Genomic DNA, 20,148 nt, shown 5'->3' on the forward strand with positions numbered 1-20,148 from the left:
TTTTTTAAAGAATTAAACACAAACAACCAAGCCAGATATTCAGATAATGATTAGCTGAGCGATGGACAACTTTTTAAATTATATTTGAGAGTTTGATCCTGGCTCAGGATGAACGCTGGCGGCGTGCCTAACACATGCAAGTCGAGCGATCTCTTCGGAGAGAGCGGCGGACGGGTGAGTAACGCGTGGGTAACCTGCCCTGTACACACGGATAACATACCGAAAGGTATACTAATACGGGATAATATATGAAAGTCGCATGGCTTTTGTATCAAAGCTCCGGCGGTACAGGATGGACCCGCGTCTGATTAGCTAGTTGGTAAGGTAATGGCTTACCAAGGCAACGATCAGTAGCCGACCTGAGAGGGTGATCGGCCACACTGGAACTGAGACACGGTCCAGACTCCTACGGGAGGCAGCAGTGGGGAATATTGCACAATGGGCGAAAGCCTGATGCAGCAACGCCGCGTGAGCGATGAAGGCCTTCGGGTCGTAAAGCTCTGTCCTCAAGGAAGATAATGACGGTACTTGAGGAGGAAGCCCCGGCTAACTACGTGCCAGCAGCCGCGGTAATACGTAGGGGGCTAGCGTTATCCGGAATTACTGGGCGTAAAGGGTGCGTAGGTGGTTTTTTAAGTCAGAAGTGAAAGGCTACGGCTCAACCGTAGTAAGCTTTTGAAACTAGAGAACTTGAGTGCAGGAGAGGAGAGTAGAATTCCTAGTGTAGCGGTGAAATGCGTAGATATTAGGAGGAATACCAGTAGCGAAGGCGGCTCTCTGGACTGTAACTGACACTGAGGCACGAAAGCGTGGGGAGCAAACAGGATTAGATACCCTGGTAGTCCACGCCGTAAACGATGAGTACTAGGTGTCGGGGGTTACCCCCCTCGGTGCCGCAGCTAACGCATTAAGTACTCCGCCTGGGAAGTACGCTCGCAAGAGTGAAACTCAAAGGAATTGACGGGGACCCGCACAAGTAGCGGAGCATGTGGTTTAATTCGAAGCAACGCGAAGAACCTTACCTAAGCTTGACATCCCACTGATCTCTCCCTAATCGGAGATTTCCCTTCGGGGACAGTGGTGACAGGTGGTGCATGGTTGTCGTCAGCTCGTGTCGTGAGATGTTGGGTTAAGTCCCGCAACGAGCGCAACCCTTGCCTTTAGTTGCCAGCATTAAGTTGGGCACTCTAGAGGGACTGCCGAGGATAACTCGGAGGAAGGTGGGGATGACGTCAAATCATCATGCCCCTTATGCTTAGGGCTACACACGTGCTACAATGGGTGGTACAGAGGGTTGCCAAGCCGCGAGGTGGAGCTAATCCCTTAAAGCCATTCTCAGTTCGGATTGTAGGCTGAAACTCGCCTACATGAAGCTGGAGTTACTAGTAATCGCAGATCAGAATGCTGCGGTGAATGCGTTCCCGGGTCTTGTACACACCGCCCGTCACACCATGGAAGTTGGGGGCGCCCGAAGCCGGTTAGCTAACCTTTTAGGAAGCGGCCGTCGAAGGTGAAACCAATGACTGGGGTGAAGTCGTAACAAGGTAGCCGTATCGGAAGGTGCGGCTGGATCACCTCCTTTCTAAGGAGTAATTGCCTACTGTTTAATTTTGAGAGTTCTTAAATGAACTTCATATTGTGGGGGTGTAGCTCAGCTGGGAGAGCACTTGCCTTGCACGCAAGGGGTCAGGAGTTCGATCCTCCTCATCTCCACCATATTAGTACTTTGAAAACTGCATAACATTTAGTGATGATTAAATAAACCAATTATAAGAGAAGAAAACTCTTTAAAAAATAACACTTTTAATAACTGGTCAAGTTATTAAGGGCGCAGGGCGGATGCCTTGGCACTAAGAGCCGATGAAGGACGCGATAAGCTGCGATAAGCTTCGGGGAGTTGCACGTAAACTTTGATCCGAAGATTTCCGAATGAGGAAACTCACTTAGAGTAATGTCTAAGTATCATTAAGTGAATACATAGCTTAGTGAGGGGAACCCGGGGAACTGAAACATCTAAGTACCCGGAGGAAAAGAAAGAAATTCGATTCCGTAAGTAGCGGCGAGCGAACGCGGAATAGCCCAAACCAGTGAAGTTTTCTTCGCTGGGGTTGCGGACACATCATCAACAAAGAGGTATCGTAAACGAAGAGAGTTGGAAAGCTCCGCTATAAAGTGTAATAGCCACGTAGTTGAAACGAGAAGACTTTAGATGTGATCCAGAGTACCACGGGACACGTGAAACCCTGTGGGAAGCAGGAGGGACCATCCTCCAAGGCTAAATACTACTTAGTGACCGATAGCGCATAGTACCGTGAGGGAAAGGTGAAAAGAACCCCGGGAGGGGAGTGAAATAGAACCTGAAACCCTGCGCTTACAAGCTGTGGAAGCACTTTATATGTGTGACCGCGTACTTTTTGTAGAACGGGCCAACGAGTTACGATAGTAAGCTAGGTTAAGTACTTAAGGTATGGAGCCGTAGTGAAAGCGAGTCTTAAATGGGCGTTAAGTTTGCTGTCGTAGACCCGAAACCGAGCGACCTATCCATGAGCAGGATGAAGCGAAAGTAAAATTTCGTGGAGGTCCGAACCCACGAGCGTTGAAAAGCTCGGGGATGACTTGTGGATAGCGGTGAAATTCCAATCGAGCTCGGAGATAGCTGGTTCTCCCCGAAATAGCTTTAGGGCTAGCCTCAAGGTTGAGAAATACGGAGGTAGAGCACTGAATATCCTAGGGGGCATTGCGCTTACCGAAGATTATCAAACTCCGAATGCCGTTATTTTATACTTGGGAGTCAGACTGTGGGTAATAAGATTCATAGTCGAGAGGGCAACAGCCCAGATCGTCAGCTAAGGTCCCTAAATGTAAGTTAAGTGGTAAAGGATGTGGGATTGCATAGACAACCAGGATGTTGGCTTAGAAGCAGCCACTCATTTAAAGAGTGCGTAATAGCTCACTGGTCGAGTGATCCTGCGCCGAAGATTACCGGGGCTAAAACTTACTACCGAAGCTACGATATCATTTATGATAGGTAGGGGAGCTTCCTATGCAGGCTGAAGCATGACCGTAAGGACGTGTGGACAGTATAGGAGTGAGAATGTTGGCATGAGTAGCGAGACGTGGGTGAGAATCCCACGGGCCGTAAACCCAAGGTTTCCAGGGGAAGGTTCGTCCGCCCTGGGTTAGTCGGGACCTAAGCCGAGGCCGAAAGGCGTAGGTGATGGACAACAGGTTGAGATTCCTGTACCACCGATAATCGTTTGAGAGATGGAATGACACAGTAGGATAAGCTAACCACACTGTTGGTTATGTGTGGCTAAGTACTGAGGCAGTCAAGGCAGGCAAATCCGCCATGATAATGCTGGGGTACGATGGGGAGCGAAATTAAGTAGCGAAGTAGCTGATTTCACACTGTCGAGAAAAGTTTCTATCGAGATTAAAGGTGCCCGTACCGCAAACCGACACAGGTGGGTGAGGAGAGTATCCTAAGGCCAGCGAGAGAACTGTTGTTAAGGAACTCGGCAAAATGACCCCGTAACTTAGGGAGAAGGGGTGCCACGTTAGGGTTAACGCCCGAGGTGGCCGCAGAGAATAGGCCCAAGCGACTGTTTACCAAAAACACAGGTTTCTGCTAAGTCGCAAGACGATGTATAGGAGCTGACGCCTGCCCGGTGCTGGAAGGTTAAGGGGATCTGTTAGGATTTATCCGAAGCAGTGAACTTAAGCCCCAGTAAACGGCGGCCGTAACTATAACGGTCCTAAGGTAGCGAAATTCCTTGTCGGGTAAGTTCCGACCCGCACGAAAGGCGTAACGATTTGGGCACTGTCTCAACAACAGACTCGGTGAAATTGTAATCCCGGTGAAGATGCCGGGTACCTGCGACAGGACGGAAAGACCCCATGGAGCTTTACTGTAGCTTGACATTGAATTTTGGTGCTACATGTACAGGATAGGTGGGAGGCTATGAAATCGGGACGCCAGTCTCGGTGGAGCTATCCTTGGGATACCACCCTTGTAGTACTGAGATTCTAACCAGATACCTTGAATCAGGTATTGGGACACTGTCAGGTGGGCAGTTTGACTGGGGCGGTCGCCTCCCAAAGAGTAACGGAGGCGCTCAAAGGTTCTCTCAGCACGGTCGGAAATCGTGCGTAGAGTGTAAAGGCAGAAGAGAGCTTGATTGCAAGACATACAGGTCGAGCAAGGACGAAAGTCGGACTTAGTGATCCGGTGGTTCCGCATGGAAGGGCCATCGCTCAACGGATAAAAGCTACCCTGGGGATAACAGGCTTATCTCCCCCAAGAGTCCACATCGACGGGGAGGTTTGGCACCTCGATGTCGGCTCATCACATCCTGGGGCTGTAGTAGGTCCCAAGGGTTGGGCTGTTCGCCCATTAAAGTGGTACGCGAGCTGGGTTCAGAACGTCGTGAGACAGTTCGGTCCCTATCCGTCGCAGGCGTAGGAAATTTGAGGAGACCTGTCCTTAGTACGAGAGGACCGGGATGGACGTACCTCTGGTGTACCAGTTGTTCTGCCAAGGGCATGGCTGGGTAGCTATGTACGGAATGGATAAGCGCTGAAAGCATCTAAGCGCGAAGCCAACTTCAAGATAAGATTTCCCACCGTAAGGGTAAGATCCCAGGAAGACTACCTGGTTGATAGGTCGGAGGTGTAAGTGCAGCAATGTATGTAGCTTACCGATACTAATAGATCGAGGACTTGACCAAGATTATTTAATCTTACAAATGTTATTCAGTTTTTAGAGTACTAACTCTAAATAAAGATTATGCGGTTATTACAGCAAAGAGGATACACCTGTTCCCATTCCGAACACAGAAGTTAAGCTCTTTAGCGCCGATGGTACTTGGTGGGAAGCTGCCTGGGAGAGTAGGACGTAGCCGCGTAATCTTTTTTTATTTTACGTGGATTTAAGTGGTGGTTAGTATTAAGTTACATTTGAAGTCATAAAGCTGAGGAAATGCTTTGAATGACATCTGCATTGTAACTTAATACTAACCACTTTTTTGATGTGTAAAATAAAGAAGAATTACGCTTGTACTGTATGAGTTAAAGAGATGAGAAAAGATGATTTAAAATGACATCTGCATTGTAACTTAATACTAACCACTTTTTGTTGTATAAAATATAAAAATATTATTCTTGTACGAGATGTGATTAAACTATATAAAGTAAAAAATGATAAAAGATACTTTAAAAAACTTGATTATAATTATATGATTAAAATAGTCGTTTAATATAATCACAATATGTTTTGGGAGGAGGATCTTTAGCTTGAAATTTAAGTTAAAGTAAAATTAAAAGTAATGAATACACCAATAATAGATTCTTTAAGAAAAATAGTTGATGATAATATAATATCATTTCATATGCCAGGTCATAAGAAAGGCGCTATATATAAAATGCTAGGGTATGAAGATATACTTGAAAATTTATACAAGCTAGATACAACTGAGATTCCAGGGGCAGATAATTTACATTCACCAGAAGAGTGTATAAAAGAGTCTCTTAAAAGGGCCTCAGAAGTATTTAAAAGCGATAAAACTTTTTATTTAGTGAATGGATCTACTTGTGGAATTGAGGCAGCTATAATGGCTTCTGTAAATCCTAAAGGAAAAATAATACTAAATAGAGATTGCCATCAGTCAGCGATTAATTCTTGTATAATTGGAGATATAAATCCAATTTATGTTAACCCTAGTATAAATAAAGATAGTAATACTTTATCTGGAGTTAGTTTTAATGATGTAAAAAGAGTTATAGACTCAAATCTAGATGCCAAGGCAGTTTTTCTGACTTATCCAACTTATTTTGGAGATGTATTTGATTTAAAGTCTATTTGTAGTTATGCACATGAAAAAGGTATGACTGTTATAATAGATGAAGCCCATGGAGCTCATTTAGGGTTAAGTGAGAAGCTACCAGAGACAGCATTAAGCCAAGGAGCAGATATAGTAATACAAAGTACTCATAAAACATTACCATCTTTTACACAATCATCTATGATTCATATTAAAGGAAATAGAATAGATATAAATAAGTTAACAAATATGTTGAGAATAACAGAATCTTCGAGCCCATCATATTTACTTATGGCATCTTTGGATATAGCTGTAGATATATACGAAAAAAATGGATTTGACTTGATGGACAAACTTTTAAACAATATAGATGAATTTAAAAGTGAACTTTATAAGCTTAAAAATATTAAAGTAGATGAAAGTAAAGATTATACTAAAATATTTTTAAATACAAAGAAACTTGGGATTACGGGACATGAATTAGAAAATATTTTAAGAGAAAATTATAATATACAGGTTGAGTTATCTAATTATTATGGTGTTTTATTGATTGCAACAATTGGGAATACAAAAGATGAATTTTTAAAGTTAAAAGATGTATTATTTGAAATCGATAAAATTTATAAGAAAGAAAGTCATTTAAAAAGCGTATCGTATCCAATTAAGTTACCTAAAAAGATATTAAGTCCAAGAGAAGCATTCTATATGGATAAAAAAAATGTTAAAATAGAGAATAGCATAGGAAAAATTTCAGGTGAGTATATAATACCATATCCACCTGGAGTTAGCTTAGTATCTCCAGGAGAAGAGATTACGAAAGAAGTTATTGATTACATTATAGAATGTAAATCTAAGGGAATGAACGTTAATGGAGTTAAAGATAGTGAACTTAGGTTTATTCAAGTTATAGACATAGATTAAATTCACAAGAAAGGAAGACAGTATTAGTTACGTATATAAGTATATTAAGCGTGATTAATATTGATAGGTGTAAAAAATGAAAGGAAAGTTAATAATTATAGAAAGTGGTTCAGATGCTAGCGGAAAAGCAACTCAAACCAAAAAATTATACAATAGATTAATAGAGGATGGGTATAAAGTAAAAAAAGTCGAATATCCGAATTATAAATCAGAGTCTGCTTCACTAGTTAAGATGTATTTAAATGGAGACTTCGGGAAAAATGCTAATGACGTAGATGCATATGTAGCTTCTACATTCTTCGCAGCAGATAGATACGCATCTTTTAAAACGGAATGGGAATCTTTTTATAATGAAGGCGGAATTATAATAGCAGATAGATATACTACTTCAAATATGGTTCATCAAGCATCAAAAATGGATGAACAAGAAAGAGATAAATATATAAATTGGTTATTTGACTTTGAGTTTAATTTATATAAGATTCCACAACCAGATTGTGTAGTATTTTTGGATGTTCCTGTAGAGTTTAGTAAAAAACTTATGGAAAATAGAAAAAATAAATTTACAGGGGAAGAAAAAAAGGATATACATGAAAGTGATATAGACTATCTAACAAGATCATATAATAACTCTTTATATATAGCAAACAAGTATAATTGGAATAAGATTGATTGTATAGACGATGAAAAATTAAGAAGTATAGATAGCATACATGAAGAAATATATAAAGTCGTTAAAAAAACTATAGATTCTATGGAGAAATAGATATGTATTTTGAAAATATTATAGGACAAAGTTTTGCTAAAAAATATTTATCAAACTCTATTACAAAAGATAAAATAAATCATGCATATTTATTTGAGGGAATAAATGGAGTTGGTAAAAGCACACTTGCACAGGAGTTTGCAAAATTTTTACTTAAAACAAAATATCTTGAGAATAACCCTGATTTTATATCTATAGAACCTCAAGGTGCAAGTATAAAAATAGCTCAAATAAGAAGCTTACAGACTGATGTTATAATAAAGCCGCATGGAGACTATAAAATATATTTAATTACTGATGCGGAAAAAATGACTATAGAGTCTCAAAATGCATTATTAAAAACATTAGAAGAGCCACCTAACTACGTAATAATAATACTTTTAACAAATAATAAAAACTCATTACTAGATACAATAAAGTCAAGATGTGATATAGTAAAGTTTTTACCAATACCGTTTATAGAATTAAAGGAGTATTTGAAAACAAAGGGAATTGAAGATAGAAAAGCTAGCATGTTAGCTACATTTTCTAGAGGAAGTATAAGCAAAGCTTTAGAACTGTCTGAGTCATCAGATTTTATGGTAATGAGAGAAGATATTCAAAGTAATATACAAACTATGTTAGATAAGAATGTAGTTGATATATTAGAACTTCCAAGTAAGTATGATAAATATAAAGATAATATTATTGAAGTTTTGGATATAACTTTGAATTATTTTAGAGATATAATGATGTTAAAAGAAAATATAAATAAAGATATGATTATAAATATAGATAAAATAACATTTTTACAAAACATGAGCAAAAAAATTAACTATTCTCAAGTGTCTAAGATTATTGATATAATAGAAGAGACTAAGAAAAAGTTAAGAAGTAATTGTAACTTTAATTTGAGTATACAAGTGATGTCTTTAAATATATATGAGGTGATTAAATGATAAGAATAGTGGGTGTTAGATTCAAAAGTGCAGGAAAAATATATTATTTTGATCCTGTAGAATTTGAAATAGAGAAAAATGTAGATGTAGTAGTAGAAACTGCAAGGGGATTAGAATATGGTAAGGTTGTAGTAGGACCTAAGGAATTAGATGAAAGTGAGCTAGTATCACCTTTAAAACCTATTGTAAGAATAGCAACAGAAGAAGATACTAAGATTTATTTAGAAAATAAAGAAAAGGCGAAAGAAACTTTTGAGGTTTGCCAACAAAAAATAAAAGAACATGAATTAACTATGTTTCTTATAGATTGTGAATATACATTTGATAGAAATAAGCTAATATTCTACTTTACGGCAGAAGGAAGAATAGATTTTAGAGAACTTGTAAAAGACTTAGCTTCTATATTTAAGACTAGAATAGAATTAAGACAAATTGGAGTAAGAGACGAAGCTAAATCTATAGGTGGACTTGGACCGTGCGGAAGAAGATTATGTTGTTCTTCTTGGTTAGGAGATTTCCAACCTGTATCTATAAAAATGGCGAAGGATCAAAGTTTATCACTTAATCCTACTAAAATTTCAGGTATATGTGGTAGATTATTCTGCTGTTTAAAATATGAACACGATGTATATAGTGAAGCATTAGAAAAAATGCCAACAGTAGGTTCTATAGTACAATCTCCAGATGGAAAAGGAAAAGTAATTGAAATTAACCCTCTTTTAGAACAAATTAAAGTAGAATTACAAGATAAAAATATAAAACTTTATGAAAGAGAAGATATAAAGATTTTACAAGAAGCTAAGAAATGTGCTGGATGTGGACAAAAAGATGAAAAACTTGATGCAGAGACATTAAGAGAGTTAAAAAAATTAGAAGATTAATAGGGGGTAGGATATTTCCTACCCTTTAAATTGTGAATTTTTAACGCTTAAAGAAATTACACTTGCTGAAATTTGTGAATAATCTACAAAATTTAGTTGTATCAAAATACTATATTTTGAGCGTTAAAAAGATTTTAAGCAACGGATGAAGTGAGCGAAGCGAATTTTTAATGTTAAGGAGTAGATTTATGGACGTAAAAATAAAAGAGACGGAAAGAATAGATGATATTCAATTAAAAGGACTAAGGTTGATACAAGACACAACTGGATTTTGTTTTGGAGTAGATGCTGTTTTATTAGCTAATTTTGCTAAAGTAAAAAGAGGTGCTAGTGTAGTAGATTTAGGAACAGGAACAGGTATAATACCAATATTAATAGCTGGTAAAAGTGAAGCTAAGGAAATTATAGGAGTAGAGATCCAAGAAGAAGTTTATGAGATGGCTTCAAGATCTGTACTATTAAATGACTTACAAGATAGAGTTAAAATTGTAAATGGAGATATAAAAGTAATAGATAAAACTTTAGAAGTTAACAAGTTTGATGTAGTTACTTCAAATCCTCCATATATGCATGATAATGGGATAAAAAATCCAAATGATAAAAAGGCTATATCAAGACATGAAGTAAAATGTAATTTAGAAGATGTTATAAGATCAGCATCTAGACTATTAAAAGATACAGGTAAGTTTTACATGATCCACAGACCAACTAGACTGATAGAAATAATAACAGTAGCAAGACAGTATAAGTTAGAGCCAAAGCAAATTCAGTTTATTCATCCTAAGCAAGGCAAAGCTCCTAACATAATGTTAGTTCAGTTTACTAAGGGTGGAAGACCAGATTTAAAAATATTAGATCCATTATATGTTTATGATGAGGATGGAAATTATACTAAAGAAATTGATGACATATATGCAAATCAAGATATAGGAGAAAAGTAAATGAGTGGAAAATTATATGTATGTGGAACTCCAATAGGAAACTTAGAAGATATAACATATAGAACCTTAAGAGTTTTAAATGAAGTTGATTTAATAGCAGCAGAAGATACTAGACATAGTATTAAACTTTTAAACCATTTTGAAATATCGAAACCATTAACAAGTTATCATGAATATAATAAAGATAATAAAGGTGGATATTTAATAAATAAATTACTAAGCGGAGAAAATATAGCGTTGATAAGTGATGCTGGAATGCCTGGAATATCAGACCCTGGGGAAGAAGTAATAAAACAGGCTATTGAAAATGATATTGAAGTAGTTGTATTACCTGGGGCTACTGCATCTATCACGGCATTAATAGGTTCAGGGCTTGAAACTGGAAAATTTGCATTTGAAGGTTTTTTAGATAGAGATAAAAAAAGAAGAAGAGCTCAACTAGAAGAATTACAATATGAAAAAAGAACTATTATATTCTATGAATCTCCACATAGACTAAAAGATACTTTAAAAGATATGTTAAAAGTATTAGGGAATAGATCTATAGCAATAAATAGAGAATTAACTAAAAAGTATCAAGAGATAATAAGAAAAGATATACAAGGTTGTATAGAAATTTTTAATGAAAGAGAAGTAAAAGGAGAATTTGTGCTTATAGTTGAAGGATTTAAAGGTGAAGTAAAAAAAGTTTGTGAATACGATGATTTAAATGATAGAGAGTATGTGGTAAAGCTTATGGAAGAAGGTATAAGTAAAAAAGATGCAATCAAAGCTGTGTGTAAAGAAAGAAAGTTAAAGAAAGATATAGTATATAAACAAGTTCTAGATTTATAAAATAGAGGTGATAAAGCATGACATTAGTAAAAAAGCTAATGGATTGTATAAGAAGTGAAAATACAGTTGATTCAATAAAAAAAATGGATGAGTCAGGCGATCTGTCAAAAATATTACCGATTACTAGTGATATGAAGAGTGTAGGTGAATGTAAATATCATGTCATAAATTGTTTTGAGCATTCAATTCTAGCTGTTAAATTATTTGAAGATATTTTAAAGGAAGAAAACTTTTTTGAAAGTCATTTGAAAGACAGAGTATTTGAATCTTTAAACAAAGAATTAGAAAATGGAATAAAAAAAATAGATCTTATAAAATTAGGGATATTCCTACATGATATGGGTAAACCGATAGCTCAAACTGTTGATGACAATGGAAGGATCCATTTTAAAAAACACGAAATATTAGGAGCAAATAAATCATTAGAAATATCTAAAATATTAAATTTAAGTGAATTAAATTCATCTATCTTATACAAATATATTAGATATCATATGTCATTACTTGAATTATATAGGAATAATGATATGTCTAAAGAAAGATTATTTAATATATTTGATAATCTAAAAGATGAAAGTATAGATATATTCCTTATAGGATATGTTGATATAGTATCAACTCGAAAATTAATAAGACCAGATGAAGACATGGGTATAATTAAATCTTATATGAACTATGCAATGACTAACTATATATATAGATATGAGGGAGATTAGTTTAGATAAAAGGCAAAGTCGTTGGAGTATAGGTATAGTAAAATTTTATTTAACATTAAGATATAGACAATTTGTAAAAATTTGTATATTATAAAAGTGTGTTAATTTTTTTAATTAATACACTTTTATTACGTTTATATTTAAAGATTTTATTAAAAAAAGGTTAAAAAACAATATCTTGGAAAACGGTTTTATAAATGACTTAAGCTTGGGGAGGATAAAGAATGAGAAAAGATATATCAAATAAATTAAAATCAATTCAACCATCGGTAACATTAGCTATAACTGCAAAAGCTAAGAGTTTAAAAGCTCAAGGTGTAGATATAATAGGATTTGGGGCAGGGGAACCTGATTTTAGAACTCCAAAACATATAAGAGATGCAGCTATAGATGCTATAGAAAATGAGAGTATAGGGTATACTGCTGCTTCGGGAATGGATAGTTTAAAGCAAGCTATATGTGATAAATTAAAAAGAGATAATAACTTAGAATACACTAAAGATCAAATAGTTGTTTCTAATGGAGCTAAACACTCATTATTTAATACTTTATCAGCAATATGTAATCCTGGGGATGAGGTAATAGTTCCTAATCCATATTGGGTAAGTTATCCAGAACTAATAAGATTAGTAGATGCAAAACCTGTATTTGTAGAGTGTCCAGAAGAAGCTGAATTTAAATATACAGTTGAAGCTTTAGAATCAGCAATAACAGATAAAACTAAAGCAATAATATTAAATACACCAAATAATCCAACTGGAACAGCTTATAAAGAAGAAGATTTAAAAGCTATAGCTGATTTAGCTGTTAAAAATAATATATATGTAATCTCAGATGAAATATATGAAAAATTATTATATGAAGGAACTCATAAAAGTATAGCATCTTTTAATGAAGATATAAAAGATTTAACGATAGTTGTAAATGGAGTAGCAAAAGCTTATGCAATGACAGGTTGGAGAATAGGATACACTGCTTGTAAAAAAGAAATAGCTAAGTCTATGTCGAATTTCCAAAGTCATGCTACTTCAAATCCAAATACTATAGCTCAATATGCTACAATAGCTGCTTTAAATGCTCCAGAGGATACATTGAAGGACATGGTTGAAGCATTTAAAGAAAGAAGAGACTTCATGGTTGATAAAATTAACTCTATAGAGAATTTATCATGCTTAAAACCACAAGGGGCTTTTTATGTAATGGTAAATATAAGTAAACTATTAGGTAAAACGTTAAATGGTAAAGAAATAAAAAATTCAATAGACTTTGCTGATTATTTATTAGATGATGCAAAAGTAGCTGTTGTTCCAGGAATAGGATTTGGAAATGATAATTACATAAGACTTTCTTATGCAACATCATTAGAAAACATAAAAGAGGGTCTAGATAGAATAGAGAAAGCTATAACTTTATAATTAAGAATTAACATGCTATTTTAACTTGTAGATTTATATTCTACTTGTTAAGATAGCTTTTTTATTTTTGATTTATATAATGTCAATTAGATTACAAAGGTCATATATTATAGAACTAAGTAATATTTTGGAGTATAATAATAAATATTGTTTGAAAAATAGAATAATGGGGGGAATTTATGTTAAAGAAAGGCATAGTAGCTATAGTTATAGCAATTATTGTATTCCAAATGTACAGCATGATATCATCAAAAGAAAAAGATACTTATGCAGATGTAAATGAGGATAAAATTGAATCTATAGAAAAAAAACCAAAACATGAAAGAAGTGAGTATATAGAAGGTATACAACCTCTTTATATAGATGGAATATTGGTTGCGAATAAAGATTATGGTCTTCCTAGTGAATATGCTCCAGCAAGTGGAAGTGAAGATTATGAAGCAATGGAAGCTTTTAAAGAAATGAAAGAAGCTGCAAAGAAAGATGGACTTGAACTAAATGTAAGAAGCGGATATAGAAGTTATGATACACAAGTTCAACTATATAATAATTATGTTCAAAGAGATGGAAAAGAAGCTGCTGATAGATACTCTTCAGTGCCAGGGTTTAGTGAACATCAAACAGGGCTAGCTTTAGATATATCAAATGGAAATTATAAAAAATCAATAGGTCCATGGTTTGACAATACACCGCAAGCTAAGTGGTTGTATGAAAATGCATCTAAGTATGGATTTATACTTAGATACCCAAAAGGTAAAGAAGATATAACTGGGTATATGTATGAATCTTGGCACTATAGATATGTAGGTAAAGAGCATAGTAAGAATTTTAAAATGAATGATTTAACACTAGAAGAATATTTGGGATTAAAATAGAGGATGAAAAAAATCATCCTCTATTTTTATTTATAATATAGATTTACCTTCGATTATAGTTGAAAGAATAACTGATGTTTTAGTTCTTCCGACTTGTTTAATTTTATCAATTACTTGTTCAAGTGCATACATATCTGGAACTATAACTTTTAGTAAAAGGCAATCATCTCCAGTTATATGATGACATTCAACAATACGGTTATCACGTTTAACGTAGTCTATAAAAGATTGATAGTTTTCACTAGGTAAAGATATATTTATAAAAGACTTAATTACTCTTCCTAATTTATCTGGATTTACGATAGCTTTATAGCCTTTAATAACTCCAGATTCCTCTAATCTTTTAACTCTTTCTGAAACTGCAGGTGATGTCAAACCTACTATTTTCCCTAAATCCTTCATGGAAATTCTACCATCTTCTTGTAGTAGTTCTATAATTTTAAAATCTGTTGCATCCATATTAAAACTCCTTTCGACTTTCGATATTAGTTAAATATTTTTTTTAGTGTCTAGCATAGAATTTTTTAGATTCCAAAGATTTTCAGATAAGTCAACTTTGTATGTTTGAGGATAGACTAGTCGTCTATATTCTCTCCATAAAGTATTTAGTTCATTTTGAGCATATTTTTTTATTTCAGACACTGATCTTTTTTCATATACACAATTTCCATTAACAAATAAAGGCTGTAAAAGCTCTCTGATTGTATAATTTTTAAATGTTTTTTTCTTCCATGTATATACTGGATGGAATACAGTCAATGGTTTTGTAGTATCTAGAACCTCATCTTCAAGCATTATTAAATCTGCTTCAGCTTTTCCTTGATTATTATATATTCTAACAACTTTTTTGTATCCAGGGTTAGTAATTTTCTCTGGATCTTCAGAAATTTTTATTTTTGGTTCAATTTGGTTATTTTTAAAAGATGCTACCAGTTTATAAACTCCGCCTAATGATGGAGAATCAGCTGAAGTTATTAGCTTTGTTCCGACTCCCCAAGAGTTAATTGGAGAACCAGATGATTTTAAACTTGATATAGCATATTCATCTAAATCATTAGATGCTGTTATTTGTATATCCGTGAAACCTTCTGAATCTAATACTTTTTTACATGCTTTAGATAAATAATCTAAATCACCAGAGTCTAGTCTGATTCCAACTGGTTTATAGCCTTTAGTCTTTAAATCTTTAAAGACTTTAATTGCATTAGGAACTCCACTATTTAAAACATCATAAGTATCTACTAATAGAAGGCACTTATCTGGATAAATTTTTGCATAAGCTTCAAATGCCTCTAATTCAGAATCGAATTTTTGAACCCAGCTATGAGCATGAGTTCCAACAATAGGGATATCAAACATTTTCCCTGCGAGTACATTTGCAGTAGCACTACATCCCCCGATTATAGCTGCTCTTGCACCATATATTCCTGCATCTGGACCTTGAGCACGTCTTAACCCAAATTCTAATACGGAATCACCTTGAGCTGCAAAGCAAACTCTTGAAGCTTTACTAGCTATTAGTGACTGGAAGTTTACTATTGTAAGCAATGCAGTTTCAATAAGTTGAGCTTGATAAAGTGGTGCTTTAATCCTTATTATCGGTTCATTTGGGAACATTACAGTTCCTTCAGGAACAGAATAAATATCTCCTGTAAATTTAAAATCTTTTAAGAAATCTAAAAATTCATCTGAGAATAAGTTTAAGCCCCTAAGATATTCCAAGTCACTGTTGGAAAAATTAAGGTTATTTATGTACTCAACTAGTTGATCTATACCACAAACAATCGTATACCCACCCTTGCAAGCGTTTTTCCTAAAAAACATATCAAATACGACTATATCATCATGAACACCATTCTCAAAATATCCATTAATCATAGTAAGCTGATATAAGTCAGTAAGAAGTGTTAAATTTTTCATTATATATCTCCTTATTACCCTAAAAATATAAAAAAATTACATAAGTATACTAAAACATAATATAGGATAAGTTTCAAGTATAATATGGGAACTTACTATCATAAAATTCATAAGAGGGGGTAGATTTGTATGGGAAAAATATGGTTTTGGATGATTTCAATTGGGATAGTAGGAAGCATATGTACAAACAATTTAGCACAATTAAATGAGGTTATATTGAATGAATCATCTAAAGGAATTGAATTTGCAGTAAGTTTAGCCGGAATAATGGCCCTTTGGATGGGGATTATGAATATAGCTAAAGATTCTGGATTAATAAATAAAATAGGGGATATATTATATCCTATTTTAAAAAAATTATTTCCATCTATTCCAAAAGGTCACAAAGCTATGTCATATATAGTTATGAATATGGTTTTAAATATGTTAGGCGCAGGGAATGGAGCAACAGCATTTGGACTAAAAGCTATGAATGAATTACAAACTTTAAATAAAAGAAAAGACACAGCCACAAATGATATGATTATGTTTTTAGTAATAAATATTTCATCTATACAAATTATTCCATTTACCATGATTAAATTAAGGTTAGATGGAGGATCAACAAATCCAGGAGAAATAATTATTTCAACTTTATTTGCGACAATTATATCTACAATAGTTGCAATAACAAGTTGTAAATTCCTTCAAAGAAGGAGGTATAAGTAATGATTGATTTATTTTCAAATTCTATAATACCGATTATTATTTTAGGAATTGTAATTCATGGAAAGATAAAAGGCGTAGATATATATGATAGTTTTGTTAAAGGTGCTATAGATGGACTGAAGGCTACATGGAGTATATTGCCATACATAATAGGAATATTTTTAGCAATAGGAATATTTAAAAGTGGAAAAGGGATTGATATGTTAGAGTTTATATTTAAGCCTATAGCAGAATTATTTAATATTCCAAAAGAGCTGATAGGTCTTATAATAGTGAAACCTTTATCGGGAAGTGGAGCTTTAGGAATGTATAATGAACTTGTAAGTAGGGTAGGAATGGGAAATTTAGTTGAGCAAATGGGAGCAACTATAGTTGGAGCATCGGAAACCATATTTTATACAATGGCTATATATTTTGGAAGCTTAAAAATAAAAAATACTAGACATACTTTAGCGTGTGCAATGATGAGTCATGTTGCAGGTGTATTAGCGGCTGTGTTTATATGTTACATATTATTTGCTTAAAATATTGAATCTTAAAATTTAATATCTTATACATAGCATGTCCAATATTGTTCGATAGGCTGAAAACATTTTGCAGAATTTATACAAAAAAGTTTTTTGTTAAATTTTAAAAATTTTTATTTACAATTACATAATAAGGCACTATAATTAGTTTATAATAAAATTTCAAAATTAAATTCTATGAAAAAGAGAGTAACACTAAATTGAGTTTCAGCGAGCTAGGGTTGGTGTGAGCCTAGTAATGAAGTTTATTGTGAAGAGAGCTTTGGAGAAGGTTGCCTGAAATAATAGTATGGTAATCGGTGAGCCTGCCTTAAAGGATAGAGTGGATAAGTTTACTTATCAATTAGAGTGGTAACGCGGATATAATTCGTCTCTTGGTTTTTATAACCAAGAGACTTTTTTAATATAATGAATTATATTTGTATTAGCATATATTTGATTAACTTATCAATGAGAGTGGTACCACGGATAATTTCGTCTCTTAGCATTTTGCTAAGGGGCTTTTTTTATGCTTAAGTGGACAATTAAGGAAAAAATTATAACAAAAGTAACTATGTATTATCAATTACTAATAATTATTAATTAGGAGGTATTATAATGAAAATATTAAAAAAAGTAGTGTTTACAGGATTAATAGGAGTTTTAACTTTAGGTGTAGTAGGATGTTCATCATCAAAAGAGGATAAGAGTCAATTGCAATCAATCAAAGATAAAGGAGTACTAACGGTAGCTACAAGTGCAGATTACCCTCCGTATGAGTTCCATAAAAAAGTGGATGGAAAAGATAGCATAGTAGGATTTGAAATGATGATAGCAGAAGAAATAGCAAAAGATTTAGGTGTAAAGTTAGAAATTAAAGATATGAAGTTTGATGGTTTATTAGGGGCAATTAAATCAGGAAACGCAGATATGGTAATTGCAGGGATGAGTCCAACAGAGGAAAGAAAAAAAGCTGTTAATTTTTCTAATGTATACTACAACGGAGAACATACTATTTTAGTAAAAGACTCTAATAAAGATAAATATAAAAATATTGAAGATTTAAAAAGTGCAAATATAGCTGTACAAAAAGCTAGTTTACAAGAAACTATAGCTAAGGATGTTATAAAAACTAAGAATATAAAATCTTTAGGGAAAATATCAGATGTAATTTTAGAGTTAGAAAACAATAATGTTGATGCAGCTGTAGTAAGTAAAGAAGCTATAAGTGGATACTTAAAACAATATCCTGATCTTGTAGAATCAAATGTAAATTTAGGTCAAAATCAAGGTGAAGGATCAGCTATAGCTATAGATAAATCTCAAGATAAAACTTTAGTAGATCAAGTAAATAAAACATTAGATGAATTAAAATCTAAAAACAAAATAGAAGAGTTTGTTCAAAAAGCTACTCAATTAGCGCAATAAATAGGAGGTAAATTACAATGGATTTTAGTTTTTTAAGTGATTATTCACAGTTTTTTATAGATGGAACGAAAATTACAATTGGAATATCGATATGCACACTAATTTTAGGATTTTTAGTTGGAGTAATAGTCTGTATGGCAAGAACTTCAAGAAATAAAATTTTTAGTATTTTAGGTTCAATATATATAGAATTTTTAAGAGGAACTCCTTTACTTGTGCAAATATATATAATTTACTTTGGATTCCCTACAATAGGAATAAAATTTCCAGATGTAGGTCCTATACCATCTGAGTATATATCAGCGATAGTTGCACTTTCTATTAACTCAAGTGCATATATAGCAGAAATTCTTAGATCAGGAATACAATCAGTAGATAAAGGACAAATGGAAGCTAGTAGATCATTAGGATTTGATTACTCGACTAGTATGAGATTAGTAATTATTCCTCAAGCATTGAAAAATGTACTTCCAGCTTTAGCAAATGAATTTATTGTTTTGGTGAAAGAATCTTCAATAGTTTCTGTAATAGGAATACAAGATTTAATGTATAGTGCAGATATAGTCAAAGGAAACACTTATTTAGCATTTGAGCCGTTATTAGTAGCAGCTATGATTTATTTCGTACTTACATTTACACTATCTAAATTAGTTGGATTATTTGAATTAAAACTTGAAAATAAAAGTGTAAGAGAATCAAAATCTGCTTTTAAAATTTTCAAAACTACTAATGCTTAATAAGGAGGTTAAATTATGATCCAAGTAAAGAATATAAAGAAAAAATTTGGTAAATTAGAAGTATTAAAAGATATAAATTTAGATATAAAAAAAGGAGAAATAGTAGCTATTTTAGGGCCAAGTGGATCTGGAAAAAGTACGTTGTTAAGATGTTTAAACTTATTAGAAAAACCAAATAACGGAGAAATTATTTTTAATAATCAAAATATACTAGATAAAAAATGTGATGTTAATAAGATAAGAGAAAATATAGGGATGGTGTTTCAAAATTTTAATTTATTTCCCAATATGACTGTACTAGAAAATATAATCATATCACCTATTAAATTAAAAAAAATAAATAAAGATGAAGCTATTAAAGATGCTTTGAACTTGTTAGACAGAGTTGGATTATTAGATAAAAAAGATGCATATCCATCTCAATTATCAGGAGGGCAAAAACAGAGAATAGCAATTGCTAGAGCGTTAGCTATGAAACCGGAAGTTTTACTATTTGACGAACCTACGTCTGCGCTTGACCCAGAGATGGTTAAAGAGGTTCTAGATGTTATGAAAGAACTTGCAGATGAGGGAATGACTATGGCTGTTGTAACTCATGAAATAGGATTTGCTAAAGAAGTTGCAAGTAAAGTTGTATTTATGGATGGAGGGTATATCCTAGAAGAGGGTACACCTAAAGATGTATTTGAAAATACAAAAAATATAAGAGCTAAACAATTCTTTGATAAAGTTATATAAAACAT

16 protein-coding genes, 1 tRNA gene, 3 rRNA genes and 1 other annotated feature are annotated in these 20,148 nt (G+C 33.5%); of the genes, 18 read left to right on the plus strand and 2 right to left on the minus strand.

Going from position 1 to position 20,148, the window contains the following annotated elements; translation table 11 throughout:
* Nucleotides 1-80 precede the first annotated feature (80 nt).
* From ACN6I1_RS00005 to ACN6I1_RS00065, 13 genes are all read left to right on the plus strand, one after another.
* Nucleotides 81-1,582 (plus strand): 16S ribosomal RNA (locus ACN6I1_RS00005).
* Nucleotides 1,583-1,640: 58 nt separating this feature from the next.
* Nucleotides 1,641-1,716: transfer RNA gene (locus ACN6I1_RS00010), tRNA-Ala, on the plus strand.
* 96 nt (nt 1,717-1,812) lie between these two features.
* Nucleotides 1,813-4,727: ribosomal RNA gene (locus ACN6I1_RS00015) — 23S ribosomal RNA — on the plus strand.
* 60 nt (nt 4,728-4,787) lie between these two features.
* Nucleotides 4,788-4,904, plus strand: a 5S ribosomal RNA gene (rrf, locus tag ACN6I1_RS00020).
* Together the 16S, 23S and 5S rRNA genes with 1 tRNA gene alongside form the textbook arrangement of a ribosomal RNA operon.
* A 420-nt stretch (nt 4,905-5,324) precedes the next feature.
* Nucleotides 5,325-6,740 carry an aminotransferase class I/II-fold pyridoxal phosphate-dependent enzyme gene (locus ACN6I1_RS00025; RefSeq protein ID WP_419742337.1) on the plus strand — a complete coding sequence of 472 codons (1,416 nt, stop codon included), beginning with the start codon at nt 5,325-5,327 and terminating at the stop codon, nt 6,738-6,740.
* Nucleotides 6,741-6,816: 76 nt separating this feature from the next.
* Entirely contained in the window at nt 6,817-7,506 is a 690-nt protein-coding gene (locus ACN6I1_RS00030) for a dTMP kinase (RefSeq protein ID WP_419742338.1), read from the plus strand.
* A gap of 2 nt (nt 7,507-7,508) precedes the next feature.
* Nucleotides 7,509-8,444, plus strand: a complete 936-nt coding sequence (locus ACN6I1_RS00035) for an ATP-binding protein (protein WP_419742339.1) — start codon at nt 7,509-7,511, stop codon at nt 8,442-8,444.
* Entirely contained in the window at nt 8,441-9,325 is an 885-nt protein-coding gene (locus ACN6I1_RS00040) for a PSP1 domain-containing protein (RefSeq protein ID WP_021430378.1), read from the plus strand. The genes ACN6I1_RS00035 and ACN6I1_RS00040 overlap by 4 nt, the downstream gene beginning before the upstream one ends.
* Before the next feature lie 188 nt (nt 9,326-9,513).
* Nucleotides 9,514-10,266, plus strand: a complete 753-nt coding sequence (locus ACN6I1_RS00045; RefSeq protein ID WP_419742340.1) for a tRNA1(Val) (adenine(37)-N6)-methyltransferase — start codon at nt 9,514-9,516, stop codon at nt 10,264-10,266.
* Nucleotides 10,267-11,100, plus strand: a complete 834-nt coding sequence (gene rsmI / locus ACN6I1_RS00050; protein WP_021434228.1) for a 16S rRNA (cytidine(1402)-2'-O)-methyltransferase — start codon at nt 10,267-10,269, stop codon at nt 11,098-11,100. It begins immediately after the preceding gene.
* Between the two features lie 17 nt (nt 11,101-11,117).
* Complete coding sequence (locus tag ACN6I1_RS00055; RefSeq protein WP_419742341.1) at nt 11,118-11,816, plus strand: HD domain-containing protein; 699 nt, start codon at nt 11,118-11,120, stop codon at nt 11,814-11,816.
* 224 nt (nt 11,817-12,040) lie between these two features.
* Entirely contained in the window at nt 12,041-13,231 is a 1,191-nt protein-coding gene (locus ACN6I1_RS00060; RefSeq protein WP_419742342.1) for a pyridoxal phosphate-dependent aminotransferase, read from the plus strand.
* Between the two features lie 179 nt (nt 13,232-13,410).
* Nucleotides 13,411-14,106 carry a M15 family metallopeptidase gene (locus tag ACN6I1_RS00065; RefSeq protein ID WP_419742343.1) on the plus strand — a complete coding sequence of 232 codons (696 nt, stop codon included), beginning with the start codon at nt 13,411-13,413 and terminating at the stop codon, nt 14,104-14,106.
* A 30-nt stretch (nt 14,107-14,136) separates the two neighbouring features.
* Here the strand turns inward: ACN6I1_RS00065 and ACN6I1_RS00070 are convergent, their stop codons facing one another.
* A complete protein-coding gene (locus ACN6I1_RS00070) occupies nt 14,137-14,565 on the minus strand; it encodes an Lrp/AsnC family transcriptional regulator (protein ID WP_021430395.1) in 429 nt (142 codons plus the stop codon).
* A 30-nt stretch (nt 14,566-14,595) separates the two neighbouring features.
* A complete protein-coding gene (locus tag ACN6I1_RS00075) occupies nt 14,596-16,026 on the minus strand; it encodes a nicotinate phosphoribosyltransferase (RefSeq protein WP_021430370.1) in 1,431 nt (476 codons plus the stop codon).
* 129 nt (nt 16,027-16,155) lie between these two features.
* On the opposite strand from ACN6I1_RS00075, the gene ACN6I1_RS00080 reads away from it, so the two are divergent.
* From ACN6I1_RS00080 to ACN6I1_RS00100, 5 genes are all read left to right on the plus strand, one after another.
* A complete protein-coding gene (locus tag ACN6I1_RS00080; protein ID WP_021430415.1) occupies nt 16,156-16,734 on the plus strand; it encodes a nucleoside recognition domain-containing protein in 579 nt (192 codons plus the stop codon).
* Complete coding sequence (locus ACN6I1_RS00085; protein WP_419742344.1) at nt 16,734-17,258, plus strand: spore maturation protein; 525 nt, start codon at nt 16,734-16,736, stop codon at nt 17,256-17,258. The genes ACN6I1_RS00080 and ACN6I1_RS00085 overlap by 1 nt, the downstream gene beginning before the upstream one ends.
* 171 nt (nt 17,259-17,429) lie before the next feature.
* Nucleotides 17,430-17,639 (plus strand) — a binding site (T-box leader).
* 219 nt (nt 17,640-17,858) lie between these two features.
* A complete protein-coding gene (locus tag ACN6I1_RS00090; protein WP_021430380.1) occupies nt 17,859-18,668 on the plus strand; it encodes a transporter substrate-binding domain-containing protein in 810 nt (269 codons plus the stop codon).
* Nucleotides 18,669-18,685: 17 nt separating this feature from the next.
* Nucleotides 18,686-19,405, plus strand: a complete 720-nt coding sequence (locus tag ACN6I1_RS00095) for an amino acid ABC transporter permease (RefSeq protein ID WP_419742345.1) — start codon at nt 18,686-18,688, stop codon at nt 19,403-19,405.
* 15 nt (nt 19,406-19,420) lie between these two features.
* A complete protein-coding gene (locus ACN6I1_RS00100) occupies nt 19,421-20,143 on the plus strand; it encodes an amino acid ABC transporter ATP-binding protein (RefSeq protein WP_220795924.1) in 723 nt (240 codons plus the stop codon).
* Nucleotides 20,144-20,148: the final 5 nt, after the last annotated feature.

Source organism: Paraclostridium dentum, assembly GCF_048568265.1.
In the GTDB taxonomy this organism is placed as follows: domain Bacteria; phylum Bacillota; class Clostridia; order Peptostreptococcales; family Peptostreptococcaceae; genus Paraclostridium; species Paraclostridium dentum.